14 protein-coding genes and 2 pseudogenes are annotated in these 24028 nt (G+C 68.8%); 9 read left to right on the top strand and 7 right to left on the bottom strand.

The window, feature by feature from the left end; genetic code table 11:
• Positions 1-63: 63 nt before the first annotated feature.
• The 3 genes and pseudogenes from SSQG_RS04190 to SSQG_RS42465 form a co-directional block, all read right to left on the bottom strand.
• Complete coding sequence (locus SSQG_RS04190; protein ID WP_003988462.1) at positions 64-462, bottom strand: YybH family protein; 399 nt, start codon at positions 460-462, stop codon at positions 64-66.
• Positions 463-492: 30 nt separating this feature from the next.
• Positions 493-888: a YybH family protein gene (locus SSQG_RS04185; RefSeq protein ID WP_039931915.1), complete on the bottom strand. Its 396-nt coding sequence runs from the start codon at positions 886-888 to the stop codon at positions 493-495.
• A 432-nt stretch (positions 889-1320) separates the two neighbouring features.
• A pseudogene (locus SSQG_RS42465) lies at positions 1321-1446 on the bottom strand (IS5/IS1182 family transposase); the annotation flags it as partial.
• A gap of 175 nt (positions 1447-1621) precedes the next feature.
• Here SSQG_RS42465 and SSQG_RS04175 point away from each other — a divergent pair.
• Complete coding sequence (locus SSQG_RS04175) at positions 1622-2257, top strand: hypothetical protein (protein ID WP_003988459.1); 636 nt, start codon at positions 1622-1624, stop codon at positions 2255-2257.
• Between the two features lie 74 nt (positions 2258-2331).
• Here SSQG_RS04175 and SSQG_RS04170 read toward each other — a convergent pair whose 3' ends face one another.
• The gene (locus SSQG_RS04170) at positions 2332-3798 is read right to left on the bottom strand and encodes a non-reducing end alpha-L-arabinofuranosidase family hydrolase (RefSeq protein ID WP_039931913.1); all 1467 of its coding nucleotides are present in this window, start codon (positions 3796-3798) and stop codon (positions 2332-2334) included.
• Positions 3799-4393: 595 nt separating this feature from the next.
• On the opposite strand from SSQG_RS04170, the gene SSQG_RS04165 reads away from it, so the two are divergent.
• The 6 genes from SSQG_RS04165 to SSQG_RS04140 all read left to right on the top strand — a co-directional run bounded on the left by SSQG_RS04165 (position 4394) and on the right by SSQG_RS04140 (position 14397).
• Positions 4394-5824: an endo-1,4-beta-xylanase gene (locus SSQG_RS04165; RefSeq protein ID WP_003988457.1), complete on the top strand. Its 1431-nt coding sequence runs from the start codon at positions 4394-4396 to the stop codon at positions 5822-5824.
• A gap of 101 nt (positions 5825-5925) precedes the next feature.
• Complete coding sequence (locus SSQG_RS04160; RefSeq protein ID WP_039934705.1) at positions 5926-7233, top strand: RICIN domain-containing protein; 1308 nt, start codon at positions 5926-5928, stop codon at positions 7231-7233.
• 158 nt (positions 7234-7391) lie between these two features.
• Positions 7392-8243, top strand: a complete 852-nt coding sequence (locus SSQG_RS04155; RefSeq protein WP_039931912.1) for a poly-gamma-glutamate hydrolase family protein — start codon at positions 7392-7394, stop codon at positions 8241-8243.
• A 397-nt stretch (positions 8244-8640) separates the two neighbouring features.
• The gene (locus SSQG_RS04150) at positions 8641-9246 is read left to right on the top strand and encodes a lytic polysaccharide monooxygenase auxiliary activity family 9 protein (protein WP_039931910.1); all 606 of its coding nucleotides are present in this window, start codon (positions 8641-8643) and stop codon (positions 9244-9246) included.
• A gap of 565 nt (positions 9247-9811) precedes the next feature.
• Positions 9812-12655 (top strand): lectin, encoded by a 2844-nt coding sequence (locus SSQG_RS04145; protein ID WP_003988451.1) that lies wholly within the window; start codon positions 9812-9814, stop codon positions 12653-12655.
• Between the two features lie 29 nt (positions 12656-12684).
• Positions 12685-14397, top strand: a complete 1713-nt coding sequence (locus SSQG_RS04140) for a ThuA domain-containing protein (RefSeq protein ID WP_003988450.1) — start codon at positions 12685-12687, stop codon at positions 14395-14397.
• Positions 14398-14473: 76 nt separating this feature from the next.
• Here SSQG_RS04140 and SSQG_RS04135 read toward each other — a convergent pair whose 3' ends face one another.
• The 3 genes from SSQG_RS04135 to SSQG_RS04125 all read right to left on the bottom strand — a co-directional run bounded on the left by SSQG_RS04135 (position 14474) and on the right by SSQG_RS04125 (position 20954).
• Positions 14474-15808: a ricin-type beta-trefoil lectin domain protein gene (locus SSQG_RS04135; protein ID WP_244299045.1), complete on the bottom strand. Its 1335-nt coding sequence runs from the start codon at positions 15806-15808 to the stop codon at positions 14474-14476.
• Between the two features lie 33 nt (positions 15809-15841).
• Positions 15842-17329 carry an arabinofuranosidase catalytic domain-containing protein gene (locus tag SSQG_RS04130; RefSeq protein WP_003988448.1) on the bottom strand — a complete coding sequence of 496 codons (1488 nt, stop codon included), beginning with the start codon at positions 17327-17329 and terminating at the stop codon, positions 15842-15844.
• Between the two features lie 70 nt (positions 17330-17399).
• Positions 17400-20954: a ThuA domain-containing protein gene (locus tag SSQG_RS04125; RefSeq protein ID WP_039931909.1), complete on the bottom strand. Its 3555-nt coding sequence runs from the start codon at positions 20952-20954 to the stop codon at positions 17400-17402.
• 586 nt (positions 20955-21540) lie between these two features.
• Here SSQG_RS04125 and SSQG_RS04120 point away from each other — a divergent pair.
• Together SSQG_RS04120 and SSQG_RS04115 are read left to right on the top strand one after the other, a co-directional pair.
• Positions 21541-23061 carry a sugar ABC transporter ATP-binding protein gene (locus tag SSQG_RS04120; protein ID WP_039931908.1) on the top strand — a complete coding sequence of 507 codons (1521 nt, stop codon included), beginning with the start codon at positions 21541-21543 and terminating at the stop codon, positions 23059-23061.
• A pseudogene (locus tag SSQG_RS04115) lies at positions 23058-24028 on the top strand (ABC transporter permease). The gene SSQG_RS04120 and the pseudogene SSQG_RS04115 overlap by 4 nt, the downstream one beginning before the upstream one ends.

Here is a 24028-nt window from a genome sequence, read left to right as displayed (position 1 = left end):
ACAGGCCCCGCACCGAGCCACGGGGGTACGGCGCGGGGCCTGGTCGCGTGGCGAAGGGGATGCTCAGGCGCTGGGCTCGTCGGCCACGGGACGGTCGACGGCCATGATCCACTTGCCGTCCTCGCCGCGGACGAGGACATCGGTGCAAGTGCCGTCGATCTTCTGGGGCTTGCCGTCCTCGCCGGTGACCTCGAGGTGGAACTCGACGATCAGCAGGGAGGTGTCACCGGTGCTGAAGGTCCGCAGCACCTTGGAGTTCAGCTTGGGCTTGGTGGCCAGGAACTCGGTGATGCTCTTGGTGCGGTCGGCCCCGGTACGCGGCGTCCCGGTGAGGTTGGAGATCGCGTCCTCGCGGTACAACTGGTCGAAGATGGCCCCCTGTCCGCTGTTGAACGCGGCCACGAACACGTCGTTCTGCTGGTCCGGGTCGTCGGTCAGGGTCAGGTCGAGGGTCTCGCTCATGAGGAGAAGGTCCTTTCCGGTGGGGTGCGCTCAGAGTTCCTTGCCGTACGGGTTGTCGATCGCGAAGCGCCACTGGCCGTCGGCGCCCAGACGCAGCACGTCGAGGCCGATGCCGGAGTGGCGCTCCGCCGCGCTGTCCGCCGTCGCGGGGACGTCCATGGCCCAGTCCGTGACCAGCAGGGCGGTGTCCGACGTCACGTACGACTCGAGGACCTTGTTCGTCAGCACGGGCTTGGCGGCCAGGAACTCGGCCAGCCCCTTGCGCCGTTCCTCACCGCTGACGGCGTGCCCCTTCTCCCACACGCTGATCGCGTCGTCCGTGTAGAGCCGGTCCACGGCTGCGGCGTCACCCGAGTTGAAGGTGCGCACATAGGTGGCGGCGTGTTCCAGAACCGCCGCGGTGAGCGCGTCGTTGGTCTCTGCCATGGCAAAACCACTCCGTTCCGTGAGATGTGCCGTCACCGTAGGCGGGCGCGGGCCACCCCCCGGTCACTGCCAGGCAATGGGTCGGAGCCGGTGCCGGGACGCCGGGGACACCGGCTGATGGACGGTCACTGGAGCGGATCGGAACGCTCAGTTCCCTCCGGCAGCGGATCATCACCCTCGACGTGGCTCACTGAGAGAAGCGGACTGCTCGCGGCAGCACGTCGCCGTCGAAGCCGATCCCGGCCGCGCCGGTCCTCGCGTGGCGGTCAGTCGCGTCGCGAGCTCCGTGAGCCGTTCCGCCAGAGCCCCTGGCGCGGATCTCGTCATGGCGGTGAGCTCGATGGTCGCCGCTCCGTGACGCGGCGGTCCGAACCTGACGGTGGGGCGCGCCCCGGACACCGCGGCGGGTACGACGGTGACGCCGAGACCGCCGGACTTCGAGATGCCGAGGAGCAGGGCGAGCCGGCGCAGCGTCACGTCAGTGCGCCAGCCTGCGACGAGCAGCGCCCGGCCCTCCAGCGGCAGTCCCCAGGGCTTGCCGCGCCGCAACTCATCGGCGCGACGGGACTCTCCGTGAGTGGAGGACCGGCAGGGGCTTCGAAGTGCGACGCCTCGAAGCCGACGATCGAGTACGACATCCGGTAGCACGATACTGACGCACACCGCATGCGCGGCCCGGGCCGGTCACAGGGCCCACCCCGGGCCGCGCCACACCGGAGAACGGAGACACGCAGTGAGTTCCGGCGGGATCACATGGATAGCCGACGGGGACATCTCCTGGCTCGGCTACTGCATCAAGCTCGCCCGGGGCCTGACCGGCGAACAACTCGCCGCCCGCCTCGCCGCTCCCGGCGCCCCCGTACCGGTCCGGGCCACCACCGGGCCGCAGGCCGAAAGTCTCGTCGACGAGCTCGACGCGGAGCACGGCGACGCCGACGGCATCGCCGTCCGCTACGGCGACCACGCCGGCCTGGGCTTCGCCCTTGCCTACGGCCACTGGCCGTCCGTCCTCGGGCCCGCGTACCACGACGGAACATCCCGAGACGGGGTCCACGTCTTCGAGCTCTACTACGAGAAGCAGAACCCGAAGGTCCCGCCGCCCGCATTCGCCTACTTCCACGACGACCACTATGTCTGCGGTTTCGACATGTACATGCATACCTGGTCGCAGGAGATCACCGGCCCCGGCGCCGACCTCGTCCGCGCTGACATCGTCGCGGCCGGAATCCCGGAGGAGACGGAGAGGGACACGGCGCACCGTGCCTCTCTCGCCGTTCTGGAGCAGCGCTTCGAACTGGCCCTGCCGCGTGATCTGATCCTCGACGCGCCACTGCCCACTGCGCTCGTCAGAGGGCAGCAGCCGCGATGAACCCGGGCGCACTCGGGCTTGCGCCGAGCCCGCCCGGGCCGGCTCCCTATCGGAGCCGGACTCCTGTCACGCCGTCAGCGCTGCAGTGTCAGCAGACCCGGACGGTAGGGCAGGAGGCCGTAGTCGCCGCCGGAGTTGGGGCTGCGCCCCTGGTAGAGCAACTGCAGGTGGCAGGGATCGACGGTCATGGTCTGATCGGGGCTGGTGCGGAGCAGTTCGCCGTGGCTGATGTCGTTGGTCCACGTGGCGCCGCTGTTGGCCTTGCCGGCGAAGGGGTTGCTCTCGGTCGCGGCCTGGGGTGTCCACGAGCCGTTCAGACTGGTGGCCGTGAACGAGCGGAAGTAGCGGCCCTGCGAGCCGATCGCCTCGACGATCATGAGGTAGCGGTTCTGGCCCTGCAGCTTGTAGACCTGCGGGGCTTCGAACAGGTTGTTCGTCGTATCGCTCATGACCACGGTCGAGGTCGTGCCGAAGCTGCCCGGGAAGTTCCCGTTCGGCATGCTGGCTCGGTAGATCTTGCCGTTGTCACCGGCGAAGAACAGGTACATGTTCGTCCCGTCACCGATGAGCGTCTGGTCGATCGGTCCTGTTCCGGAGTCGGAGATGCCTCCGGAGAAGAGCACCTGCTGGGACGACCAGCCATTCGGGTTGGTGGGGTCGCTCGACGTCCGGTAGGAGAAGGCGGTCCCGCCCCACTGGTAGGCGAGCACCCAGATGTTCTTCGGTGCGAAGTAGAAGAGCGTGGGCGCGACGGTGGACGTCGACATCGTGTTCTGGCTGGCCGAGGCCATCTCCGACCAGTTGGTGAACAGGCCGAAGTTCATCGAGCCCCAACGCGTCCCCGTGTCGTGCGTCGTCGCATAGACGAGCTGCTTGCCGTTGTAGGGGACGACGGTGAAGTCCTTGAGCGAGACCCACCCCGGCTTGGGCTGTGCCAGCGCGCCCGTTGATGTCCAGCGGTATGTCGACGGAAGATCACACTGGCCGGGGGTGTCGGCGCCGACCTTGACGAGCTGCCACTGCTGGTTGGTGCCGCCCCAGTCGTCGTACTGGACGACGTTCGCGTTGTCGGCGCTGGAGGCGCCCTGCACTTCGAGGGCCTTGTTGCTGTGGCGCGAGATGAGCCTCACGTAGCCGTCCGCGCTGTCGGCCAGCCGCCACTGCTGGTTGGCGGCGTTCAGGTCGGCCCACTGGACGATCGAGCCCCCGTTCGCGGTCGACCAGTTGTGGACGTCCAGGACCTTGCCCGAGTGGCGGGACACGATGCGGTAGTAGCCGCCCCCGGAATCGACGAACCGCCACTGCTGCTGGTTCTGATCGTTCCTGGTCCACTGAGTGATGCGGGCACCGTCGTCGGTCGCCATGTTGTAGACATCCAGGGCCTTGCCGCTGTTGCGGTTGACCAGCACATACGAGGCGTTGGGGTCTACGGTCGCCGCGCCGGCGGGCTGGGCACCGAGGAAGGTGGACACGAGCAACAAAGGCGCGAGGACGGCGAGTAATCGTCTCAGACGGACCGGGGGTGGGTGGCGAAACCACATGGGTGGGCCTCCTTTGGGGGCGGGGGTGAGGTGACCCCGATGAACCACGGAGCGGACTTCCCGGGAGAGGAGGGGCGATCTCGAAACATTCGAAGGATTCCCGGAAGCTTTGACGCCACAAGCTAGGAATGCAGGGCCCTTTGGTCAAGGCCTGTCGCCGATCTGTCCACAAACAGCGCCTCCCCTCGGGCCGGACAAGCTGTCGAACCGACCGGAAGCACGGCCTCGGCCCTGCGGCATCCGTCGACGGCGGCGCCGTGGGTTCGCCGTCCGGCTCGCCGAGACTCCGGAAGTTTCGGTCGAGGAACCGAAATTTCTTCTGCGGGGAGTGTTGACGATGCATCGTCAACACCTCAATCATCCCTGCCTGAGGGACTGGTCATAGTTCGAGATATCGAATCGAGTCTGTGCCGCAGGGCAGATCCACGCACAGCTGCACGGTGCCGGTCGAGATCGTCCTGGTCCCATGACCGCGGTGTCCGGTGGTTCCGAGCTGCCCGGGCTTCGGACCGCCCCGTCCGTCTGTGCGTGGGAGCGGACGACGCATTCCCCTGCGCTTCAGTCCTTCGTCGATTCCTACCCTGGAGGCACATTCATGGGCTCGTATGTCCTTCCCAGACCCGTTGTCCGCCGGAAGGTCCGCGGCCTGCTGTGGGCGCTGGTCGTCGGCGTCCTCGGCGTGGTCGCCGCGCTGGTCGCGCCGCCGACCGCGCACGCCGCCGAGAACACGCTCGGCGCCGCGGCGGCGCAGAGCGGCCGCTACTTCGGCACCGCCATCGCCTCGGGCAGGCTGGGCGACTCGGCGTACACCACGATCGCGGGCCGTGAGTTCAACTCGGTGACGGCCGAGAACGAGATGAAGATCGACGCCACCGAACCTCAGCGGGGCCAGTTCAACTTCACCGCCGGCGACCGTGTCTACAACTGGGCGGTGCAGAACGGCAAGCAGGTGCGCGGCCACACCCTGGCCTGGCACTCCCAGCAGCCCGGCTGGATGCAGAGCCTCAGCGGCAGCACGCTGCGCCAGGCGATGATCAACCACATCAACGGCGTGATGGCCCACTACAAGGGCAAGATCGCCCAGTGGGACGTCGTGAACGAGGCGTTCGCCGACGGCAGTTCGGGAGCCCGGCGCGATTCCAACCTGCAACGCACCGGCAACGACTGGATCGAGGTCGCCTTCCGTACCGCGCGCGCCGCCGACCCGGCCGCCAAGCTCTGCTACAACGACTACAACGTCGAGAACTGGACCTGGGCCAAGACCCAAGCCATGTACAACATGGTCCGCGACTTCAAGCAGCGCGGCGTGCCGATCGACTGCGTCGGCTTCCAGTCGCACTTCAACAGCGGCAGCCCCTACAACAGCAACTTCCGCACCACCCTGCAGAACTTCGCCGCCCTCGGCGTCGACGTCGCCATCACCGAACTCGACATCCAGGGCGCTCCGGCCACGACGTACGCCAACGTGGCCAACGACTGTCTGGCCGTCCCGCGCTGCCTCGGCATCACCGTCTGGGGCGTGCGCGACACCGACTCCTGGCGAGCGGAGCAGACGCCGCTGCTGTTCAACGGCGACGGCAGCAAGAAGCCCGCCTACACCGCCGTCCTCAACGCACTCAACGGCGGTACCTCCACGCCCCCTTCGGAGTCCGGAACGATCAAGGGCGTCGGTTCGGGCCGCTGCCTGGACGTGCCCGGCACCAGTACCGCCGACGGCACCCAGCTCCAGCTGTGGGACTGCCACAACGGCACCAACCAGCAGTGGACGTACACCGCCGCCGGCGAGCTCAGGGTCTACGGCAACAAGTGCCTGGACGCCGCCGGCACCGGCAACGGCACCAAGGTCCAGATCTACGGCTGCTGGGGCGGTGACAACCAGAAATGGCGCCTCGACTCCAACGGATCCATCGTCGGCGTCCAGTCCGGCCTCTGCCTCGACGCCGTCGCAGGAGGCACCGCCAACGGAACCCTGATCCAGCTCTCCTCCTGCTCGAACAGCAACAGCCAACGCTGGACCCGCACCTGAGGGGACCTGTCACCTAACGAAAGGGTGAATCGATGAAGACCTACGGTGCGGTTCCTCCCGCCCCTGCGCGAAAACATCGCTGGTGGTCCCGGGTTGCCGCCCTGGTGGCGACCACCCTCGCGATCGGCATGCTCGCCGCGGTGAACCCGGCGCCCGCCGAGGCGGCGACAGTGGACACCAATGCCTGGTACGTCCTGGTCAATCGCAACAGCGGCAAGGCGCTGGACGTCTCCGGCTCATCCACTGCCGACGGCGCGCGGGTCGGCCAGTGGACGCGCAACGACGGAGCCAACCAGCAGTGGCAGTTCGTGGACTCCGGCGGCGGGTTCTACCGCCTCAAGGCCCGGCATTCGGACAAGGTTCTCGACGTGGCCGGCGCCTCGACCGCGGACGGTGCCGCGATCCAGCAATGGGCCGACCACAACGGGGCCAACCAGCAGTTCCGCCTGGCCGACTCCGACGCGGGCCACGTCCGGCTGATCAACCGCACGAGCAGCAAGGCAGTGGAGGTTCAGGGCGCCTCCACGGCCGACGGAGGCAACGTCGTCCAGTACACCGACTGGGGCGGCGCCAACCAGCAATGGCAGATGATCAAGCTGTCGTCCGGTGGCGGTGGCGGTGGCGGATGCGGCAGCGCCCCGGCTCTGGCGAGCGGTACGCACACGATTCAGAGCGGCGGCAAGAGTCGCAGCTTCATCCTCAGGGTTCCCGCCAACTACGACAACACCCACCGCTACCGGCTGATCTTCGCGTTCCACTGGCGGGGCGGAACCGCCGGCGACGTCGCCTCGGGCGGCACGAGCGGGAACGCCTGGTCCTACTACGGCCAACAAGAACAGTCGAACAACACCGCGATCCTCGTCGCCCCCCAGGGCCTCGGCAACGGCTGGGCCAATGAGGGCAATGAGGACATCACCTTCGTCGACGACATGATCCGGCGCATCGAGGGCGGCCTCTGTGTCAACCCGGCACAGCGCTTCGCCACGGGATTCAGCTGGGGCGGCGGCATGAGCTACGCACTCGCATGCAGCCGGGCGAACGTCTTCAGGGCCGTCGCGGTCATCTCCGGCGCTCAGATCAGCGGGTGCAGTGGTGGCACCCAGCCCATCGCCTACTTCGGAATCCACGGCGTCAGCGACTCCGTCCTCAACATCGGGCAAGGGCGGTCCCTGCGCGACCGATTCGTCAGCAACAACGGCTGCACCTCCCAGGGCCCGCGCGAGCCCGCGCCGGGCAGCCGAACGCACATCACCACCACCTACTCGGGCTGCCGTGCCGGATACCCGGTCCAATGGGCCGCGTTCGACGGAGGCCACATACCCGGTCCGGTCGACGGCTCCCCCAACGAAAGCGGCGTCACCACCTGGACCAAGGCAGAGATCTGGAGGTTCTTCGCACAGTTCCAGTGACACGCCCGCACCATGGAGTGGGGCCAGGATCATCCTGGCCCCACTCCGTCGACGTCTGTCGCGCGCTGTCCCAGCCGCACGCATCCCCCGGCGTGTGACGTGCGCAACAATGACACGTTTGCGGTGCCTTGCGGGAAGTTTGGCGTGATCATGACGGCATGACACATATGAACCGCCGTACGGTGCTGGCCTCCGCTTTCGCGACCGCTGCCGCGGGAACGCCGCTGGTCACCGGAGCGGGGGTGAGCGCGGCGCATGCCGCCGGCGAGGACGACTTCTACAGATCGAACACGGACCTCTATACCCAACTGTCCGGGCGGGAGGGTACGGACTTCGGTCGTCGCTACAAACGGCACCAGATGCTCGACAGCGATCTCTCCGGTACATCGCCGTTCCATCGCACGACCGTGATGGCCCTGCATGGCGGCGGTATCGAGATCGGCACCTCCGAACTCTGCCTGGGCATAGCCGGGTACGACCCGAAAGACCTGTCGGTCTGGACCCCGGACGGCGGGCCCGTGCACGACTACTGGATGTTCGAGGGCCTCCTTTCCGCGGGCAACAGCAAACTGCACGTCACCTCGAAGAACTGCGACGACCATGTCGCCCTCTCCATGGCCGCGAGCAGTCTAAACGTCCTCAGCCTGCACGGCTGCAAGGAAGAGCAGGCGGGTGCCGCCATGTCCGTGGTGGTCGGCGGACTGAACACCTACTTCAAGACCTATCTGTACGAGGCGCTGTCTTCCGCCGGTTTCAACACCATCGACGGATCCACCAATGACGACCTCGCGGGCGTCAACAGGACCAACCCGTGCAACTTGACCATGTTGAACATGGGCGGGCAGCTGGAGATCACCACCGACCTGCGTCAGAGCCTGTTCGGTGACTACAGCAGCCGTGCCGCGCGTGCCGGGAGCGCGACCTCCGACGCCGACTTCGTCCGCTTCACCAGCGCCTGCCGCAAGGCGATCGCCCGCCTCGAGGCACGCGCCGACCAGCAGATCCTCTGAGCTCGGCGTTCAGTACGTCACGGGGTGCCGAGATGGGCGCCGCCTACGCCCGGACTGCGCTCCGCCGAGGCCAAGGGCAGAAAGGGCGGCCGCCGCCCCGCCGTCCCGGCCGACAAGACCGACACCGTCCGCACCGCACACCAGTCCAGGCCGCATCCCTCGCTTTCCGGTCCCGGGGAACGGTTCTGACTCCCGGCTCACGGAAGGCTCCCTGCTCGCCGCCCACCCCTGAAACCAACTCCGTTCGTTTCATTGACATCTCACTCAGAAGACCTACCGTTGGGAGCGCTCCCATAACAGCCTTGCAAACTGGAAGGAGTCCCCCCACATGCGCAAACAGAGTCCGTTAGCCGGGCGTTCGCGGTCACCCCTCCGCCGGCCTCTCCAGGCGCTCGTCATGCTGTTCGCCGTGGTTGTCGGCGCACTCACCTGGTCGGCCCCCGCTCAGGCTCACGGCACCGTCGTCGGCCCCGCCTCCCGCGCGTACCAGTGCTGGAAGACGTGGGGCAGCAACCACACGAACCCGGCCATGCAGACCCAGGACCCCATGTGTTGGCAGGCCTTCCAGGCCAACCCCGACACCATGTGGAACTGGATGAGCGCGCTTCGCGACGGCCTCGGTGGCCAGTTCCAGGCGCGGACGCCCGACGGGACGCTCTGCAGCAACAACCTCTCGAGGAACGCCAGCCTGGACAAGCCCGGCCAGTGGAAGACCACCACCGTCGGCAACAACTTCTCGGTCCACCTGTACGACCAGGCGTCCCACGGTGCGGACTACTTCAAGGTCTACGTGAGCAAGCAGGGCTTCAACCCGAAGACGCAGACCCTGGGCTGGAGCAACCTCGACTTCATCACGCAGACCGGCCGCTTCGCCCCGGCGCAGGACATCACGTTCCCCGTACAGACCTCCGGCTACACCGGACACCACATCCTGTTCGTGATCTGGCAGGCCTCGCACCTCGACCAGGCCTACATGTGGTGCAGCGACGTGAACTTCGGCTGAGCCGGGGAACGCCGCACACGGCACCGGTCCCTGCCGAGTGGGTCGGCAGCGTGACCTGCCGCCGGGGGGCGCCGTGCTGGGTGTCGACTACCCGGACCGGCACCCGCATTCCCAAGGGCAGCGCCCGCTGGTACACCGAGGTCGCCCGTACCGGCGTACTGCCCGGCGCCTGACCGGTCCGGCAGGCACAGCATCCCGGCGTGGTGTGCCGCACCACGGGACCGCCCCCGACCGCCGCAGGAGCGCGCGGGCGGGGGCGGTCCATGCCCGGCGCCCTGTGCGTGTGAAGCGACCCATCAAGAGCCCCGCTGGTCCTGAGGGAAGTGTGGACGCATCGGGCCGGAGTCTTCTAGCCTTGTCGGCGGACCATCACGGTCGTCGATGTGACCCGGCAGCGCGGTAGCCATCGACTTCTCCTGTTTCCGAGCTGTTGCCCCCGCTCGGCGTACTGGCCTGCTGAAGTACACCCGGCGGGCCGAAGCGGCGACATCCCGCTACGGCATCGGCGCGGCAGCGCGCGCCCCAAGCCTGGCAACCACCTGTTCAGGAAGGGGACTGCATTGTCATGTTCATGTTAACCAGGAGAGTCGCGGTCGCGCACTGGCAGGCCATCGGATCGGCTCTGCTCCTGGTCGCGGCCGCTCTCGTCGCGACCTTGTCCAGTGCGACCCCGGCCTCGGCGCACCCGATCAACCCCACCGACTTCCAGCAGGTCCAACTGGCCCGCGGGGTCGGGGAAGTCGGGGAGCCGATGTCGCTGGCCGTCCTCGCCGACCGGTCGGTGCTGCACACCGCTCGCAACGGGACCGTGCGCCGCACGGATGCGGGCGGCAACACCACGGTGATCGGCACCATCCCCGTCTACGCGCACGACGAGGACGGCCTGCAGGGCATCGGCATCGACCCGCGTTTCGCGACCAACCGGCACATCTACCTCTACTACGCCCCGCCGCTGTCCACACCAGGCGGCGACGCGCCGACCACCGGCGGCAACTGGTCGGCGTGGCAAGGTGTCAACCGGCTGTCCAGGTTCACGCTCAACGCCGACTTCACGCTCAACCAGTCCAGCAGAGTGGACATCCTCGACGTGGCGGCCGACCGAGGTATCTGCTGCCACGCAGGCGGAGACATCGACTTCGACGCGGCGGGCAACCTGTACCTGTCCACGGGCGACGACACCAACCCGTTCGAGTCCGCCGGCTATTCCCCCCTCGACGAGCGGACCAACCGCAACCCGGCGTTCGACGCGCAGCGCACCGCCGCCAACACCAACGATCTGCGAGGCAAGATCCTGCGGATCAAGGTGAACGAGAACGGGTCGTACTCGATCCCGGAAGGCAACCTGTTCCCGCCCGGCACGGCCAGGACCCGGCCGGAGATCTACGCGATGGGCCTGCGCAACCCGTTCCGGATGAGCGTGGACAAGGCCACCGGCATCGTCTACGTCGGCGACTACGGCCCCGATGCCGGCAACACCTCGGCGCGCGGGCCGCAGGGCCAGGTCGAGTTCAACCGCGTCACGGGCCCCGGCTTCTACGGCTGGCCGTACTGCACCGGCACGAACACGAGCTCCGAGACGTACGCCGAGTGGGACTTCGCCACCAACACGGCAGGCGCGAAGTACAACTGCTCGGGCGGGCCGACGAACAACTCGCCCCGCAACACCGGCTTGAGCGTGCTGCCCCCCGCCAAGGCCGCCTGGATCCGTTACGGCGGTGACGCCGGCAGCCCGCCGGCGTTCGGCGGCGGCTCGGAGTCGCCGATGGCGGGCCCGGTCTACCGCTACGACCCCGACGTCACCTTGCCCACGAAGTTCCCCCAGTCGTTCGACGGGCAGTTCTTCGCCACGGAGTTCGGCCGCGGCTGGATCAAGCCGATCCACCTCAACGCCGACGGCACCCCAGGGACCGTCGACAGCTTCCCCTGGTCCGGCAAACAGGTGATCGACTCGGCGTTCGGACCGGACGGCTCCTACTACCTGCTGGACTACGGCGCCGGGTCGTACCAGGGCGACCAGTACTCCGCCCTGTACCGCTTCGACTACGTCGGCGGAGGCAACCGGGCGCCCACGGCGGTGGCCGGCGCCAACCGGACCTCAGGCGCGGCGCCGCTGACCGTGACCTTCTCCTCGGCCGGCTCGTCCGACCCCGACGGCGGGGCACTGACGTATTCGTGGAACTTCGGTGACGGCACCAGCTCCACCGCCGCCAACCCGACGAAGAGGTACGACACGAACGGCAACTACACGGCCACACTGACCGTGCGCGACCCGCAGGGTGCCGCCGGCACCGCCGACGTGCGGATCACCGTCGGCAACACCGCGCCGACCGTGACCATCGACAGCCCCGCCGCGGGGGAGATCTTCGCCTTCGGCGACACCGTGCCGTTCCGTATCACCGTGACGGATCCGGAGGACGGCACGGTCGACTGCGCGAAGGTCAAGCTGACGTACATCGTCGGTCACGACAGCCACGGCCACCCGATCACCTCGAAGAACGGCTGCTCCGGCACGGTCACCATCCCGGTCGACGGTGAGCACGACGACGCGGCGAACATCTTCGGGGTCTTCGACGCCGAGTACACCGACAACGCCGGACTCACCACGCACACGCAGCACATCCTGCAGCCGAAGCACCGGCAGGCCGAGCACAACAAGACGTCGTCCGGCGTCGCCACCCTCGACAAGTCGACAGCCGAGGGCGGCAAGTCCGTCGGTGAGATCGAGAACGACGACTGGATCGCATTCGAGCCGTACAAGCTGAGCAACGCCACGTCGTTCAGCGCCCGGGTGTCGTCGGCCGGCGCGGGCGGCAGGTTGCAGGTTCGGGCCGGCTCGCCGACCGGTACCGTCCTCGGCTCCGCCACGGTCCCGGTCACCGGCTCATGGACGAACTTCACCACCGTGGGCGGCTCGATCTCCGGTGCACCGGCCGGCACCACCACGCTCTACCTGACCTTCGCCGGCGGCTCCGGATTCCTCTTCGACGTCGACGCGTTCACTTTCGACACCGGCGGCGGCCCGGCACCCGGCGCGGGTCCGATCGTGGGGCTCGCGAACAAGTGTCTGGATGTCCGTGACGGCGGCTCGGTGGACGGGACGGCGGTGCAGATCTCGTCGTGCACGGGTTCGGCGGGGCAGCGGTGGACGGTGACGCCGGGGTCGACGGTCAAGGCGTTGGGCAAGTGCCTGGACGTCAGCGGCAACAGCACGGCGGACGGGGCGAAGGTCCAGTTGTGGTCCTGCAACGGGGGCGCCAACCAGAACTGGCAGGCGTACCCGGACGGGTCGCTGCGGAACCCGCGGTCGGGCAAGTGCCTGGACGTGTCGGGCGCCAACTCCACCGACGGCACCCCCGTGCACCTGTGGAGCTGCAACGGCGGAGCCAACCAGAAGTGGACCCTCCCCTGATTTCTGTCCCCGAGAAGGGAGCGACGGACATGCGCAGACAAGCCCGAATGCTGCTGGGCGGGGCGGCGACGACACTCGCCGCCCTGGCCCTCCTCGCGCAGCCCACACCCGTCAGTGCCGCGGACACGTCCTACGACGTCCTCGTGTTCTCCAAGACGGCCGGTTTCCGGCACGACTCGATCCCGGCAGGGATCCAGGCCATCCGCGACCTCGGCGCGGCGAACAGTTTCACCGTGACGGCCACGGAGGACGGCAACCAGTTCACCACCGGCAATCTGAGCCGTTACGAGGCGGTGGTCTTCCTCAACACCACCGGCGACGTCCTGAACGACGCCCAGCAGTCGGCGTTCCAGTCGTACATCGGAGCGGGCGGCGGCTTCGTCGGCGTCCACGCGGCCGCCGACACGGAGTACGACTGGCCGTTCTACGGTGAGCTGGTCGGCGCCTACTTCGCCTCGCACCCCGCCGTCCAGCAGGCCGACGTCAAGGTGGAGGGGCGGGCGCACGCGGCGACCGCCCACCTGCCGCAGACCTGGACCCGCACCGACGAGTGGTACAACTTCCGGACCAACCCCCGTACCACCGCGCGCGTGCTCACCACGCTGGACGAGTCGTCGTACTCGGGCGGCTCGATGGGCGCCGACCACCCGCACAGCTGGTGCAAGACCCACTCGGGGGGCCGGGCCTTCTACACCGGCGGCGGGCACAGCCAGGCGTCGTACACGGAGCCGGCGTTCCGGGCGCACCTGCTCGGCGGCATCCGGTACGCGGCAGGCCGGACCAAGGCCGACTGCCGGCCCGAGACCGGCTACACGACCCTCTACAACGGCTCGACCACCGGCTGGTCGCAGACCGGCCCGGGCGGCTTCACCAACTCGGACGCCACCCTCACCTCGTACGGCGGCATGGGCATGCTCTGGTACAGCGCCCGGCAGTTCACCAACTACTCGCTGAAGCTGGACTGGAAGATGCCCGGCGACGACAACTCCGGCGTGATCGTGGGCTTCCCGCCGACGAGTGACCCGCAGTCGGCACTGGACAAGGGCTACGAGGTCCAGATCGACGCCACCGACGCGCCCGACCGCACCACCGGCTCGATCTACGCCGTCAAGGCCCCGGACACGGCTGCCCGGGACGCGGCGCTCAACCCACCGGGCGAGTGGAACACCTTCGAGGTGCTGGTGGAGGGCGAGCGGCTCCAGGTCTGGCTCAACGGCGTGAAGATCAACGACTTCACCGACACCGACCCCGCCCGTTCGCTCGCCGGCCACGTCGGCATCCAGAACCACGGCACGGGGGACGACGTGTCGTTCCGCAACGTCCGGATCAAGGAACTGGGCGGCGGCCCGTCACCCACCCCCGGCGTGGGTCCGGTCGTGGGGCTCGCGAGCAAGTGTCTGGATGTCCGTGACGGGAGCTCGGTGGACGGGACGGCGGTGCAGATCTCGTCGTGCACGGGTTCGGCGGGGCAGCGGTGGACGGTGACGCCGGGGTCGACGGTCAAGGCGTTGGGCAAGTGCCTGGACGTCAGCGGCAACAGCACGGCGGACGGGGCGAAGGTCCAGCTGTGGTCCTGCAACGGGGGCGCCAACCAGAACTGGCAGGCGTACCCGGACGGGTCGCTGCGGAACCCGCGGTCGGGCAAGTGCCTGGACGTGTCGGGCGCGGGCTCCTCCGACGGCACCCCCGTGCACCTGTGGAGCTGCAACGGCGGAGCCAACCAGAAGTGGACCCTGCCCTGAGCTGACGCGGCACGCCGGTCTCGTCTCTGACAGTGAAGGCGGTACGTGAGATCACGTACCGCCTTCACCCGTGCGGCTACGCCCGCGTCCAGCGCTGGTTGGCGCCGTCGTGGCAGTTCCACACGATGACCGCGGAGCCGCCCGCGGTGCCTGCGCCGCTGACATCCAGGCACAGCCCGTTCTGGCCGTTGCTGATCGTGCCGTTGCTGTTGAAGACCCACTGCTGGCCGGCGCCGCCGCCGCAGTCCTGGATCTGTACCCGCGTGCCGGCGGTGGCGCCGGCCGGGACGTGCACGCACTTGCCCAGCACCCGCAGCGCCGCACCGTTCTGGGTGAACTGCTGGTTGGTGTTGCTGTGGCAGTCCCAGATGATCATGGGTGTGCCGTTGGCCGCGTTCGCGCCGTCGACGTCCAGGCACCGGCCCGAACCCTCGTTGCGCAGCCGGAAGGTGGACGGGTTCGGCGGCGGGGTGGGCGTCGTGTCGTCGAACTGCGTGAAGAAGTTCCACACCACCGCCCGGGTCCACGACCTCTCACCCGGTTCGTAGTCGCCGGCCGATCCGTCGACAGGACCGGGCGTATGACCCGCGTCGAACGCGGCCCACGCCACGGGATAGCCGGCGCGGCACCCCGAATAGGTCGTGACGACATGAGTGAGGCTGCCCTGTGCCGGCTCCCGCGGGTTCTGGGGGGTGCAGCCGTTGTTCCGCACGAACCTGTCACGCAGGGAACGACCTGTGGAGATCGGGAGCACCGGGTCACGCAAGCCGTGCAGTCCGATGTACGCGACCGGCTGGGTGCCGCCGTTGCACCCGCTCAACTGCCCGCCCGAGTAGACGGCGACCGCGCGGAACACGGTCGGCCGGGCGCACGCGAGGGCGAAACTCATGCCGCCTCCGTAGCTGAAACCCCCGGCGAAGCGCTGGTTCGTGTCGACGCACAGGCCCGCCTCGATCTGCCTGAGCATGTCGTCCACGAAGGTCAGATCCTCGCCGCCCGAGTTGGCCCAGCCATTCCCGAGGCCCTGGGGCGCGACGAAGATCGTGCTGTTGTTGGAGAGCGCCCGCAGGCCGTAGTACGACCAGGAGTATCCGCTGGTTCCGCCCGAGTCGACGTCATTGGCTGTGCCGCCGTTCCAGTGGAAACCGAAGACCAGGCGGTACGGGCGGTCGTTGTCGTAGTCGGCGGGCACCCGCAGGATGTAGTTCCGCGTCCTGCCGTTGCTCTGAATCGAGTGCGGGCCGCTCGACAGCGTGGGGGACTTGCCGCATCCGGCGCTCGCGGCGACGGAGCGGACCTCGGCGGCGGCGGGCGTCGGCGAGATGCCGCTGATGCCGACCGCGCCGAGCAGGAGCGCGGCGGCCACGGCGATCGGCGTGCGCCATCGGTGACGATTCTTGCCTTGTCGCATCACGTTTCTCCCTTCCTTCATTGATGGAGCGACTCAGCGGTAGCCGGCGGCGACGATGTTGGCCTGTACCGCGCTCTCGGTCGCGTCGGACGGGTATCCGGACACCATCGCGCCCTCGTAGAAGGTGCCGGCGCTGAGGTTGGCGCCGCCGCCGGGCTTGCAGCAGTCGCCACCGCTGCCGAGGATGATGGCGCCCTGCTTCTTCATGGGGCTGTAGCCGGGCGGAAGCGCGCCGTCCCAGAGCGTGGTCAGGCTTCCGGTCTGGGCGTTGCCACCCCTGAGCGCGAAACGGCTCGTCCCGTTGTTCTTGAGCATCGCCGTCACGAACTTGCTGGTGAAGGCTCGCTGGTTCGTGTTCCAGGCCTGACTCCCACCGGAGTAGAGCCCCCATTCGAGGTCGGCCTGGACCCACGGGCCGCTGCCGACGCACCCGCCGAACCAGCACTGGGTGCTGAAATTGATCGCGTCCATCGCCCCGGCCGCGTCGGCCGCTCGGGTCGTCTCACTGTTGCCGTAGTCGAAGCAGCAGCCGCCGTTGACATGGGTGCCGCTGGTCACCATGTACATGCCTTCGGGGGCGCTGCCGGTCGGCACGCCGGTCAGGTGGCCGTCCCGCCAGTAGCTGTTGCCGGGATTGATGTAGAGCGAGTAGGCCTTGCTGCCACCGACCGCCAGCGACTCCGACGTCGCGAGCGCCGGGCGGCTCTGGCTGGAGCCGGGAACCACACTCGACCCCTGGTACCACAGGTCGTTCCCGCGGCCGGACTGGTCGTAGACGACGGTGATGACACAGGTGGTCCCCGCGCAGAACGAGTCCTGCGTCGTCGCGTCGGCGGCGCCACCCGCGCTCAGGACGCCGATGTTCCGGGTCGCGCTGTCGGAGGAGCGCCGGACCTGGTAGAGGTTGCCTTTGTAGGTGCCGTAGAGCGCTCGTACGGTGCTGTGGGCGGCGATGCAGGGGGTGCCGCCCGAGGCGTAGATGTCGCACGTGCCCGCGCCGCCCGGCACCGGCGGCGTCGGCGGTTGGGCCGGCGAGTTCCACTGCTGGTTGGTGCCGCCGTTGCAGGACCAGAGGATGATCCTGGTGCCGCCCGCGGTGCCGCCGGCGTTGGCGTCGAGGCACAGTCCGGACTGGACGCCGGTGATGGTGCCGTTGGGGTTGACGTTCCACTGCTGGTTGTTCTGGCCGTTGCAGTCCCAGATGATGACGGCGGTGCCGTTGGTGGTGCCGCGTCCGATGGCGTCGAGGCACTTGTCGCCGTGGACGGTCAGTTGTCTGCCGGTGGTGTAGGTCCAGGTCTGGCCGGCCGCGCCGGCGCAGTCCTGGAGTTGGGTCTGCGTGCCGTTGGTGGTGCCGGGGACGGTCAGGCAGCGGCCGGACTGCACGCCCACGACGGGGGCGCTCTGCCCGGGTTCGATCGGTGCCGCCAGCGCGGTGGCGCCGACGGCGACAAGCGCCAGGGCGGTGCACAGCGCGGACAACCGTCCGTACCGGCGGGGCCGAGGTATCCGAAACACCATGGCGGTTCCTCACCTGTTCGTAGGGAGGATGCCCGGCGCACGACCGCGCCGGGCATCCCGTCCGGACGGGCTAGACGGCGGTGAACCGCCACTGCTGGTTGGTGCCGCTGTGACAGCTCCACTGCAGGAGTCGTGCGCCGTCGGCCGTCGAGCCGCCGTTGACGTCCACGCACAGTCCACTGGGCACGCTCTTCATCGTGTACACGCCCACCGTGGTGGTCGGTGCGACGAGGAACTTCTGCGCATTGCCGTTGTCGCAGGTGGACTGCTGCAGGAACGCGCCCTGAGAGGTGGAGCCGCCCGTGACGGCGAGGCACTTGCCGCTGTGCACCGCCTTCAGGTGGACGGCGCCGCCACCGGCGTCGACGGCCTGCCACTTCTGGTTGTTGCCGCCGGTGGCCGCCCACTGGACGATCTGGGCGCCGTCAGCGGTCGAGGTCTCGCTGACGTCCATGAATTTGCCGCTGTGCTGCGCCGCGACCGTCCAGGTCCTTCCGGCCACCCCGCCACCGCCGCCGCTGCCCGGTTCACCGACCCCGTTGCCGCCGAAGGTGAGCGAGTCGAGGTCGAACCCGTTGTTCGAGGTGCCCTTGAACACCAGGTAGAGCTGGTGCGATCCGGCGAGATCGGCGGTGTTCACCGCCGACGTGGACTGGTAGTTGTTCCAGCCGCCGGTGCTGGGCACCGGTGTGGTGGCCAGGAGCGTGCCGGTCGGGGAGTCGGCGCGCAGTTCGATCGATCCGCCGCCGCTCGGCGACGACAGGCGGTACTTCACGCTCGTGACGCCCGACAGACTCATCGGTCTGAACGCGATCCAGTCGCCGTCGGAGATGTCGCCGACCCGCTTTCCGCTCTCCGCGCCGGCCTGCTCGACGATCCGCACACCCGACTGGTCCGTGTAGAACTCGGCCTGCTTGTGCTTGGGCTGGAGGATCACTTGGGCGTAGCCGGTGAGCGGGCTCGCACCGCCGGGGCCGCCGTCGTCGGTGTAGCGGGCGTTGAGGACGTAGTACAGGTTGGCGCCGTCGGGGTGCCCGCCCAGCAGCGTCGTGTCGATGGTGCCCGAGCACCCCGGATGGTCCGTGGTCTCATGCTGGTGGTCGTCGTGGCCGAGGGCGGGGTTGACGAACACCTTGGCGCAGTCGATGGGCGCGCCGCCGGGATCCGAGACGGACACCTTGTACGGGACGCGGTCGCCGAAGTCCAGCATGCCGCCGTTGGACGGAAGGGTGAGGGTGACGATCGGTGCGGTGTTGCCCACGGTGATCGGCACGTTGGCGAAGGCCGTCCTGCCGGTGTTGTCGGTGACCTTGAGCTGGGCGGTGTAGTTGCCGTTGCTGGTGTAGGTGTGTGACGGGTTGGCCGCCGTGGACGTGGTGCCGTCGCCGAACGTCCAGTGGTAGCTGAGCGTGCTACCGGGATCCGGGTCCGTGGACCCCGCGCTGCTGAACTGCACGTTCAGTGGCGCGTCCCCGTTGGTGGGCGTTCCGGCGGCTTTGGCGACCGGCGACCGTCCGCCGTGGTTGTAGTCGATGCGGTAGAGCCCCGAGTCGTTGTTGCCACCGGAGAAGTTGTTGCCCCATTCGAGCAGGTACAGCGAGCCGTCGGGCCCGAACTCCATGTCCATCGGCTTGAGGAACTTGGCGGCGGGCATGAAGGGGTTGGTCCGGGTGACCGCGGTCGCGGAGTCGAAGTGGACCTCCTTGACGGTGTGGCGCGACCACTCGTAGAAGAAGTGGACCCCGTCGTAGTAGGGCGGGAACTTTGTCTCGGACGGGTTCGCGGCGTTGTAGCGGTAGACCGGTCCGCCCATCGGCCCCGAGCCGCCGGAGCCGAGTTCGGGGAAGTTCGACGAGACGCCGTAGCCGTACCACATGTTCGGCGCGACGATCGGCTTGAGGCTGGTCAGGCCGGTGTTGTTCGGCGAGTTGTTGACCGGCGCGTTGCAGTTGAACTTGGCTCCGACGACGCGGGTGTCCGGGTTGTAGGGCGCGTAGGCCTGGTTGTCGCCGTGGCAGAAGGGCCAGCCGTAGTTGCCCGGGGACTTGATGACATTGAGCTCGACGAGCCCTTCGGGGCCGCGGTTGGTCGTGGGCGGGTTCCGGTCCGGGCCGTAGTCGGCGAGGTAGACCCAGCCGTTGTCCGGGTCGATCGAGAAGCGGAACGGGTTGCGGAAGCCCATCGCGTAGATCTCCGGCCGGGTCTGCGCCGTGCCCTGCGGGTAGAGGTTGCCGGCCGGGACGGTGTAGCCGCCGCCCGCCGACGGCCGGATGCGCAGAAGCTTGCCCCGCAGGTCGTTGGTGTTGCCGGCGGTGCGGGCGGCGTCGAGGTTGGCCTTGCCCGGCCGCCAGTCCAGCGGGGCGTAGCCCTGCCAGTTGGAGTCGAGGTTCGGTGGGACGTCGTCCCCGGTGCCGATGTACAGGTTCTTGTCGGGGCCGAACTCGATGTACCCGCCCGTGTGTCCGGGCTCGGCGAACGTGCGGTCCCGGGTCGCGGGGATGTCGATGATCGTCACCTGGCTCGACATGTTCAGGGTGTCGCCGGTGAGCGTGAACCGGGAGACCCGGTTGATGTCGTTCGGGACGCCGGCCGGGGAGTGGTACAGGTACACGTAGCCGTTGTCGGCGAAGTCGGGGTCGAGCGCCAGTCCGGTGAGGCCGTCCTCGCCGCCGGTGTAGACGCTGAGCGTGGCGGCTGTCACGGTCCTGTTGGTGGTCGGTTTGAAGATCTTCAGCTGCCCGCCCCGCTGGACGTAGAGCACCCGCCCGTCCGGGGCGACCGCGAGGGCCATCGGGTCCGCGGTGTTGTCGTCGAGGGTGCGCTTCTCGAAGTTGCTCCACACGGTGCCGCCGCAGTCGCCCGGCTCCTTGCCGGCCGCCCACTTGACGCCCCCGAGGACGTGGTTACGGAAAGGGGTCTCGCTGTAGGCCGCGCTGGTGTGCCCCATGCCGGTGGCCCACACGCGACCGCCGCCGGTGTTGCGGCACCAGGAGATGGGGTGATCCGGCCCCATGGCGCGGGGGCCGGGGTTGTATGTGCGCTCGTCCGCGGTGACCAGGACATGGACGTCGCCGCGCGGGTTGCGGTCGAAGTTGTACCACTCCTCGCTGCGGTTCCAGCGGTCCGGCAGGCCCGCCGTCGACGGGTGCTTCTTGTCCGCGACGATCGCGGTGCCGGACAGCACGCCGGGGGAGTGCTCCGGCATGTGCGCGCCACCGTTGATGGTCTGGTCCCACCACGGGTACTCGTTCTCGATGCCCATGTCCGTGGCGTTGTGGATCGCGACGATGCCCTTGCCGCCGGCGAGGTAGCCCTCCACCGCCTGGCGTTGGGCGGCCGTGGTCCACACCATTCCCGAGGTCTGCAACATGATGAGCACGTCGAAGGTGGCGAGGTTCGCCGGGGTGAAAACGCTCGAGTCCTCGCTGTGGACCAGCTCGAAGTCGTTGGCCGCCGCCTGCTCCCGAAGCATCGTGAGGCCGGCGGGGATCGAATCGTGCCGATAGCCGGCCGTCTTCGTGAAGACCAGGGCCCGGAAGGCCGGCGCCGCTGACGCCGGTGGGGCGATGACGAGCGACAGGAGCACGCTCGCGATCGCCCCGAAGACTAATATGATGCGACGCATGCCGTCTCCTATGTCAGCGGAGCAACGATGGCATGACCACGGGCACGCGCCGGCCGCACCTCCGATGCGCCGGAGTGCCTGGCGCGTCGAAGGCACGCGTATGCCGTCAGCTCGTCATCCCGTCCGCCGTGACGGGCAGTCAAGTCCCTACGGAAGAGATAGGGCGTCACACCAGATGCGACCGTCTCCCGTGGTCTGCCGGTCAGCATGCAGCGGCGTATCGCAACAGTCAATATGAATCGGGTGCGGCCGATTCCATAACACCTTTTGCGCATCAATCGTCGTCGGTTCGGCGCGCGACTGTCGCCGGGTCGATTCCATAACGCATTTTGCGCATCGGTCTTCGTGATTCGGTGTGCGACTGCGGGCGGGCCGATTCGATAACAGATTTTGGCGTATCAATCGCTGTCGGCTGATCGCCGGTCCGCATTGAGCAGTATGAACGGCGAATGTCCTGCTGCGATGTCCGCTGGTATTGCCAGGTACTCATCGAGGCATTTACCCTCGGGGCCGCGATGTCGCCATCGCGTCCCGGCGAAATTTCGTGGCTATTCGACCTGACGACGCGAATGCAGAGGTTCCCACGATGTCTGGCCTGCCGCCGTCGCCGCTGCTCGCTCTGCGAGGCATCGGCAAATCGTTCCTCGGCGTGCGGGTGCTCGACGGCGTCGATCTCCAGGTCCGGCCGGGCGAAGTGCACGCGGTCGTCGGCGAGAACGGCGCCGGCAAGTCCACGCTCATGAAGGTGGTGTCCGGCGTCCACCAGCCCGACGAGGGAACGGTCGAGTTCGCCGGCGCACCGCGGACGTTCCGCACCCCGCGTGAGGCCCAACAGGCCGGTATCGGCACCGTCCACCAGGAGCTGACCCTGCTGCCCGAGCGCACCGTCGCGGAGAACGTCTGGCTGGGCCGCGAGCCCCTGCGTCGTGGGCTCGTCGACCGACGGGCGATGCTCAGCCACACCGCGCGGCTCCTCGCCTCGATCGGGGAGGGCTCCTTACCGCCCGGCACCCGCGTGGGACGACTCGGCGTGGCGCAACAACAGGTGGTCGAGATCGTCAAGGCGCTCGCCCTCGACGCGCGGCTGCTCGTCATGGACGAGCCCACCGCGGCTCTCGCCGACCACGAGGTCGACCAGCTCTACGCGCTCGTACGGCGGTTGCAGGAGCACGGGATCGGCGTGCTGTACGTCTCGCACCGCCTCAAGGAGGTCTTCGACCTGTCCAGCCGGATCACCGTGCTCAAGGACGGCCGGGCGGTGGCCACCTTGGACACCGCGGACACCGGCGCCGATCAGCTGGTGCGCCACATGGTCGGCCGCGAGCTGTCGAGCTACTACCCGGACCTGGCGAGGCCGCAGGAGCTGGGCCCGGTGCGGCTGACCGTCCGCTGCGCAGGCAACCGGAAGCTGCGCGGCATCGACCTACGGCTGCGCGCCGGCGAGGTGCTCGGCGTCGGAGGCCTGCAGGGATCCGGCCGGTCGGCGCTGGCCCGCGCACTGTTCGGCGCCGCCCCGTTCAGCACCGGTCATGTGAGCGTCGACGGAGCGCCGGTCCGGCTGCGCTCGCCCCGCGCCGCGATGCGGGCCGGTATCGCCTACGTCTCCGAGGACCGCAAGGGCGAGGGGATCGTCGCCGAGCAGTCGGTGCTCGACAACGCGCTGTTGGCCGCCCGCGCCGTCCGCGCCGTCCACCCGGGCCGGGGCGGCCGCGGTGCCCGGACCGCGCGGGTCCGGGAGCTGCTCGCGGCCGTCGACCTTCGCGCCGCCGGGGAGGACCAGGAGATCCGTTACCTGTCCGGCGGCAACCAGCAGAAGGCCGTGCTGGCCAGGTGGCTCGCGCTCGCCCCGAGGATCCTGCTCTTCGACGAGCCGACCCGGGGCATCGACGTGGGCGCCAAGTCGGCGATCCACGATCTCGTCCGCCGACTGGCCCGCGACGGCGCCGCCGTGCTGATGGTCTCGTCCGAGCTGCCCGAACTGCTCGGCATGAGCGACCGGGTCATCGTCATGCGCGACGGCCGGATCGCCGGCGAGCTGGCCGCCGGCGCGACGGAAGAGGATGTCATCGCCCTCGCGGTCGGCACCGTGGGGGAGGCGGCCGGATGAGCGCCGCGCCGTCCCTGCCGGCCCGGCGGACCCCGCCCGGCGTGTTCGTCGCCCTGGTCCTCACCCTGGCGATCGGCTGGCTCGTCGTCACTCTCGACGGCGGCCGGCTGTTCAGCCTGCCGACGACGGTGAGCCTGCTGCACGTCGCCGCCGGTCTGGGCCTCGTCGCGGTCGGCCAGACCCTGGTCATCGTGGGGGGCTCGCTGGACCTGTCGGTGGCGTACGTGGTCAGCCTGAGCACCCTCGTCGCCGCGGAGACCATGGCCGGTGACGACGGTGCGCTGCTGCCGGCGATCTGCCTGGCGCTCGCCGCCAGCGCCACGATCGGCCTCGTCAACGGCCTGCTCGTCACCACGGCGCGGATCAACCCCTTCATCGCGACCGTCGGCGTCGGACTGCTGCTCAAGGGGTACCTCGACAACGGATACGACGGCCCGGCCGGCAAGACCGCACCCTCTCTGGTGCAGGGCCTGGGGTACCAGCGGGTCGGCCCGGTGCCACTGTCGTTCCTGCTGCTGCTCGCCGTCGCCGCCGCGGCCTGGTTCGTGCTGACGCGCACCCGTTTCGGCCACCACCTGATCGCCGTGGGCGGTGACCCGGAGGTCGCCCGGCTCTCCGGCGTGCGGGGCACCCGGGTCCTCGTCACCGCCCATGTGCTGTGCGCCCTCTGCGCCGGCCTCGCCGGGGTCTACCTCGCCAGTCGGCTCGGCGCCGGCGCACCGAGGGTGGGCACCGAGGGACTCTACGACCTGGAGTCGATCGCGGCGGTGGTGCTCGGCGGCACCGCCCTCGCCGGCGGACGCGGCGGCGTCGTCGGCACGGTCGGCGGCGTGCTGCTGCTCGCGAGCATCGACGCCGTCTTCAACCAGCTCGAGGTCGACGTGTTCTTCAGCAGGTGATCCGTGGCGTGATCATCATCGCGGCGGTCGCCGTCTACGCCCGTCGGGCGATGCGAAAGGCGTCGTAG

The organism is Streptomyces viridochromogenes DSM 40736, from assembly GCF_000158955.1.
GTDB classification, from domain to species: Bacteria; Actinomycetota; Actinomycetes; order Streptomycetales; family Streptomycetaceae; genus Streptomyces; species Streptomyces venetus.
Note: the sequence above shows the minus strand (reverse complement) of the source record. Positions and strands in the feature narration are given on the sequence as shown.

Excerpts from the sequence above, each read along its gene's own strand:
- SSQG_RS04165 (WP_003988457.1), top strand. The coding sequence starts at position 4,394 with ATGGGCTCGTATGTCCTTCCCAGACCCGTTGTCCGCCGGAAGGTCCGC.
- SSQG_RS04135 (WP_244299045.1), bottom strand. The coding sequence starts at position 15,808 with ATGCGACAAGGCAAGAATCGTCACCGATGGCGCACGCCGATCGCCGTG.
- SSQG_RS04150 (WP_039931910.1), top strand. The coding sequence starts at position 8,641 with ATGCTGTTCGCCGTGGTTGTCGGCGCACTCACCTGGTCGGCCCCCGCT.
- SSQG_RS04190 (WP_003988462.1), bottom strand. The coding sequence starts at position 462 with ATGAGCGAGACCCTCGACCTGACCCTGACCGACGACCCGGACCAGCAG.
- SSQG_RS04125 (WP_039931909.1), bottom strand. The coding sequence starts at position 20,954 with ATGCGTCGCATCATATTAGTCTTCGGGGCGATCGCGAGCGTGCTCCTG.
- SSQG_RS04120 (WP_039931908.1), top strand. The coding sequence starts at position 21,541 with ATGTCTGGCCTGCCGCCGTCGCCGCTGCTCGCTCTGCGAGGCATCGGC.
- SSQG_RS04185 (WP_039931915.1), bottom strand. The coding sequence starts at position 888 with ATGGCAGAGACCAACGACGCGCTCACCGCGGCGGTTCTGGAACACGCC.
- SSQG_RS04130 (WP_003988448.1), bottom strand. The coding sequence starts at position 17,329 with ATGGTGTTTCGGATACCTCGGCCCCGCCGGTACGGACGGTTGTCCGCG.
- SSQG_RS04155 (WP_039931912.1), top strand. The coding sequence starts at position 7,392 with ATGACACATATGAACCGCCGTACGGTGCTGGCCTCCGCTTTCGCGACC.
- SSQG_RS04170 (WP_039931913.1), bottom strand. The coding sequence starts at position 3,798 with ATGTGGTTTCGCCACCCACCCCCGGTCCGTCTGAGACGATTACTCGCC.
- SSQG_RS04140 (WP_003988450.1), top strand. The coding sequence starts at position 12,685 with ATGCGCAGACAAGCCCGAATGCTGCTGGGCGGGGCGGCGACGACACTC.
- SSQG_RS04145 (WP_003988451.1), top strand. The coding sequence starts at position 9,812 with ATGTTCATGTTAACCAGGAGAGTCGCGGTCGCGCACTGGCAGGCCATC.